3 protein-coding genes and 1 pseudogene are annotated in these 4,309 nt (G+C 79.2%); 2 read left to right on the plus strand and 2 right to left on the minus strand.

Going from position 1 to position 4,309, the window contains the following annotated elements; all coding sequences use genetic code 11:
* Positions 1 to 427: hypothetical protein (locus PYV61_RS21520; protein ID WP_275835519.1), on the minus strand; the 427-nt coding region annotated here is incomplete at its 3' end.
* A gap of 52 nt (positions 428 to 479) precedes the next feature.
* Positions 480 to 1,325 carry an alpha/beta hydrolase gene (locus PYV61_RS21525; RefSeq protein ID WP_275835521.1) on the minus strand — a complete coding sequence of 282 codons (846 nt, stop codon included), beginning with the start codon at positions 1,323 to 1,325 and terminating at the stop codon, positions 480 to 482.
* A gap of 129 nt (positions 1,326 to 1,454) precedes the next feature.
* Between PYV61_RS21525 and PYV61_RS21530 the strand changes: the two genes are divergently transcribed.
* Complete coding sequence (locus PYV61_RS21530; protein ID WP_275835523.1) at positions 1,455 to 3,938, plus strand: triple tyrosine motif-containing protein; 2,484 nt, start codon at positions 1,455 to 1,457, stop codon at positions 3,936 to 3,938.
* 147 nt (positions 3,939 to 4,085) lie between these two features.
* Positions 4,086 to 4,309: pseudogene (locus tag PYV61_RS21535) on the plus strand (hypothetical protein); the annotation flags it as partial.

Genomic DNA, 4,309 nt, shown 5'->3' on the forward strand with positions numbered 1-4,309 from the left:
CCCCCTCGGCGCGGCGGGCCGCGACCTCGAACGGCGCGCCGTCGGGCGCGTCGGCGCCGACGGTGAGCTCCAGCGCGTCCCCCGGCAGCGCGCCGTCGGCGTCGAGGCGGAAGCGCAGGCGCATCCGGCCGGCGCGCACCGCGAGGTACAGCGCGTGGGCGTACGTCTCCGACGGCTCGGCGGCGTCGACGAGGACCGGCACCGGGTGCCCGGCCCGCGCACGCGCGTCGGGCGTCCGCGCGAAGCCGTAGGCCGGCGGCATCTGCCGCAGCCGCTCCACCGCGGCCAGCAGGCGCGCGGGCGCCGTCTCCCACCACGGCCGGGCGAGCGCGAGGAGTCGCGCGGCGCTCGGGGGCGGCGGCGCGCCGGCCGCCCCCTGCTCGAGGCGCCAGCGCAGCAGCCGGGCGACGGGGAGTTCGCGGGACATGCTCCCCCGTACGCCGGCCGGACGCGACCTGAAAGTCGCCCGGCCGCGCCGCTCAGGGCGCGGTCTCGGCGGCCGCCTCGAGGATGACCTTCGCGACCTCGTGCGGGCGCGAGGCGAGGGGGAGGTGGCTCGTCCCCAGCTCCGTGGTGCGCGCCTGCATGCGCCGCGCGAGGAAGCGCTCGAGGTCGGGGTGGATGGTGCGGTCGTCGCGCGCCACGACGTACCAGGCGGGGACCGTCCGCCACGCCGGCGCGACGGGGAGCGGGTCGACGAGCGTCGCGAAGGCCGCGGGCTTCTGCGTGACGGCCATGACGCGCGTGCGCGGCTCGGGGACGTCGCCGGCGAACACGTCGCGGTAGCGCGCCGCGTCGATGTAGACGAAGCCGGCCGCGTCGGGGGCGACCGCGTGCGCCAGCGGCGTCTCGGGGAACCGCGCGTTCAGCGCCTGCACGCTCTCCCCCGCGTCGGGGGCGTACGCGGCGACGTAGACGAGCGCGCGCACCTTCGGGTTGCCGGCCGCCGCGCCGCTGATCGCGACGCCGCCGTACGAGTGCCCGACGGCGATCACCGCGCCCGGCTGCGCGTCGATGACGCGCTTCGTGCTCGCCACGTCGGCGCCGACGGAGGTGAGCGGGTTCTGCACCGCGATCACCGGGTAGCCGGCGCGCTGCAGGATCGGGATGACGTCCTGCCACCCGGTGGCGTCGGCGAACGCGCCGTGCACGAGCACGATGGTCGGGCGCGCCCCCGCGGGCGACGCGCGGCGCGCGTGCGCGTGGGTGGGCGCGGCGACGGTGGCGCGCGGCGCGAGCGGCTCGGGCGCGTCGCACGCGAGCACGCCGACGGCGGCGAGCGCGCGCACGACGCGGGAGGCGCGGGGGGAAGGGCGGAGCGGCATGGCGGACTCCTCGAGCGGGGGAAGAGTGGCGTGCGCCTCCCCGTACGCCCGTCCGCGCGGTCGATGAAAGCGCGGCGCGCGCGACGCGCGCGGCTTGCCGCGCCGTGGCGCGACGATAGAATCGGGCGCATGTCCCTCACGCGCGCGTGCGCCGTCGCCCTGGCGTTGCTCGCCGCGTCCGCGCACGCGCAGCCGCCGCGCTGGCCGGCGCAGCCGCTGGCGCACGTCCATCACACGACGTGGACGGAGGCCGACGGGCTCCCCTCCGGCGGCGTGACCGGGGGGATCCAGCGCACGCCCGACGGCTACCTCTGGCTCGGCGCCGAGGACGCGGTGGTGCGCTTCGACGGCGTGCGCTTCACGCGCTTCGACAGCACCACCACGCCGGCGCTGCGGAGCGCGCGCGGCGGCACGTTCCGCCTGCTGCTGGTGGACCGCGCCGGCACGCTGTGGGTCAGCCGCCGCGACGGCGGGCTCGTGGCGTACCGCGGCGGCGCGTTCCGCGTGGTCGTGCCGCCGGGGGCGCACGCCGACCTGACCGCGCAGCTGGAGCGCGCGGACGGCGAATACTGGCTGCTGAGCGGCGACGACCGGCTGTACAGCCTGCGCGGCGGCCGCCTCGGCCGCCCCGCGCTGCCGGCGGGGGTGCCCGACACCGGGATGCTGGGGCTCATCCCCGACACGGGCGCCGGCGTGTGGATGGGGAGCCGCGCGCACGGGCTGTGGCACGTGTCCGGGGACCGCGCGCGCCACCACCCGGTGCCGCCGGGGGCCACCGACGTGAGCCAGCGGCCGCTCGTGCAGGACCGGGACGGGACGCTGGTCGTCTTCGCGTCGCGCGACGGCCTCGTCATGCTGCGCGGCGAGCGACGCACGCAGATCCGCCCGCCGGGGCGCGACAGCGGGAAGGTGACCGGGCCGCGCGCGGTGCGCGGGCCCGACGGCGCGCTGTGGGTCGCGACCCGCGGGGAGGGGATGCTCCGCCTGCGCGGCGGCGTGGTCGAGCAGTTCACGGAGCGCGACGGCCTGTCGGACGCGGTGGTGCGCGCCGTCCTCGCCGACGAGGAGGGGAGCGTGTGGGTCGCCACCGAGATGGGGCTCGACCGCCTGCGCCACGCCCCGTTCGCGATGGTGAGCCGCCGGAACGGGCTGCCGTTCGACGCGCCCATCAACGTCCTCCCCGACGCGGGCGGCGCGCTGTGGACGGTGCAGTACGGCCAGTCCCTCATCCACCGCCTCGACGGCGGGATCGTCCGCGGGGAGCCGGGCCCGGTCGCGGTGCGCGAGATCCGCCCCGGCGCGCACGGCGGGTTCTGGCCGCTCGGGCTGGCCCGCGGCGGCGGCCTGTTCGTGTACGACGAGGACGACCGCGTGGTGCGCCTCGACGGCACGCGCGCGACGGTCGTGACGCCGCGCCTCCCGCGCCGCGCGCTGCACGCCCGCGAGGACGGCGGCGGCACGCTCTGGCTCTACCTGATGCCGCCGCTCCTCGGCCGGTGGACGGCCGCCGGCTTCGCGCCGCTCGACACCGCGTCGATCGGCCCGGGCGCGTCGACGTCGAACCTCAGCGTCACGTCGCTCGGCGGGGACGCGCGCGGGCACGTGTGGGTCGCGGTCGGCGACCCGGCGGTCGTCCTCGAGCTGGCCGACGGGCGCGTCGTCCGACGCGTGGGCGCGCGCGAGGGGCTGACGCGCGCCGTCTACGGCCTGACGCCCGCGGGCGCCGACACGCTGTGGGGGAACGCGCGCGACGGCACTCTCGTGCGGATCGCCGCCGGCGCCGCGCGCACGGTCGCGGTGCCCGAGGTCGTGCCGATCGCGCGCGACCAGTTCGCGCGCGTGGTGGCGCACGCGGGGGCGCTGTGGGTCGCCGGCGGGGGCGGGGTCGCGCGGATCCCGCTCGACGCGCTGAACGCCCGCGCGGAGGGGCGCGCCGCGCGCGTGCCGGTGCGCCTCTTCGGCGCGCCCGACGGGCTGGCCGCGGGGCGGGGGAACCGGCTCGACCGCGACCCGGTCGCCGTCGCGCCCGACGGGCGGCTGTGGTTCGCCACGCCGACGGGGCTCGCCGTGCTCGACCCGCGCGTCGCGTCCACGAACCCCATCGCCCCCCGCGTGCACGTCGAGGAGGTCGCGGTCGACGGGACGCCGCTCCCCGCGGACGCGCGGGAGCGGATCGGGCCCAACCCCGGCGCGGTGGACGTCCGCTTCACCGCGACGGCGCTCCGCATGCCCGAGCGCGCGCGGGTGGAGTACCGGATGGACGGCGTCGACGCGGAGTGGCAGGCCGCGCGCGGCGCGCGCACCGCGCGCTACACGCAGCTGCGGCCGGGCCGCTACCGCTTCCGCGTGCGGGCGTGGAACGAGGACGGCGTGCCGGGGCGCGGCGAGGCCGTGCTCGCGCTGCGCGTGCTCCCCGCGTGGTACCAGACGCCGTGGGCCGCGGCCGTGGGGCTGGCGGCGGTCGCGGGCGCGGCGGCGGAGGAGGGAGCGGAGCTGCTGGCGCTCGCCACGCACCCGCGGCACGGCGGCGTCGACCGGCTGCTGGAGGGGAGCGTCGCGGCCGCGGTGGTGCACCGCGCGCCGTGCCCCGTGTGGCTCACCCACGCGCCGTGAGCGCGCGGCGGCGCGCCTTCATCGTTTCGTCATCCGCGCGTCACCGACGGTTCATCGACCGCTCATCGATCCGTCACGGCGCGCCCACGGGCGCGTAATGCGCGCGTCGCATCCTGCCGGCGACCCCACCGCCGGAGGAACCGTCGCATGTCGCCCGTGCTCCACGCGCTTCCCGAGTCCCGCCGCCCGCGCCGCCGCTCGACCGGCGGGATGGCCGCGAGCGTCGTCCTGCACGCCGCGCTGATCGGCGTGGCCGTCGTCGCCACCGCGCGCGCGGGCGTCGCGCCGCCGCGCCCGCCCGAGACGCTGGTCTACGTCCCCGCGCCCCCGCCGCCCGCCGCGCAGCGCGTCGGCGCGCCCCCGCGCGACGC

Origin of the sequence: Roseisolibacter sp. H3M3-2 (assembly GCF_029211165.1) — a bacterium.
Lineage (GTDB): Bacteria > Gemmatimonadota > Gemmatimonadetes > Gemmatimonadales > Gemmatimonadaceae > Roseisolibacter.

What these genes read in the sequence shown, in the direction of transcription:
- PYV61_RS21530 (WP_275835523.1), top strand. Translation starts at nt 1,455, where the DNA reads ATGTCCCTCACGCGCGCGTGCGCCGTCGCCCTGGCGTTGCTCGCCGCG.
- PYV61_RS21525 (WP_275835521.1), bottom strand. Translation starts at nt 1,325, where the DNA reads ATGCCGCTCCGCCCTTCCCCCCGCGCCTCCCGCGTCGTGCGCGCGCTC.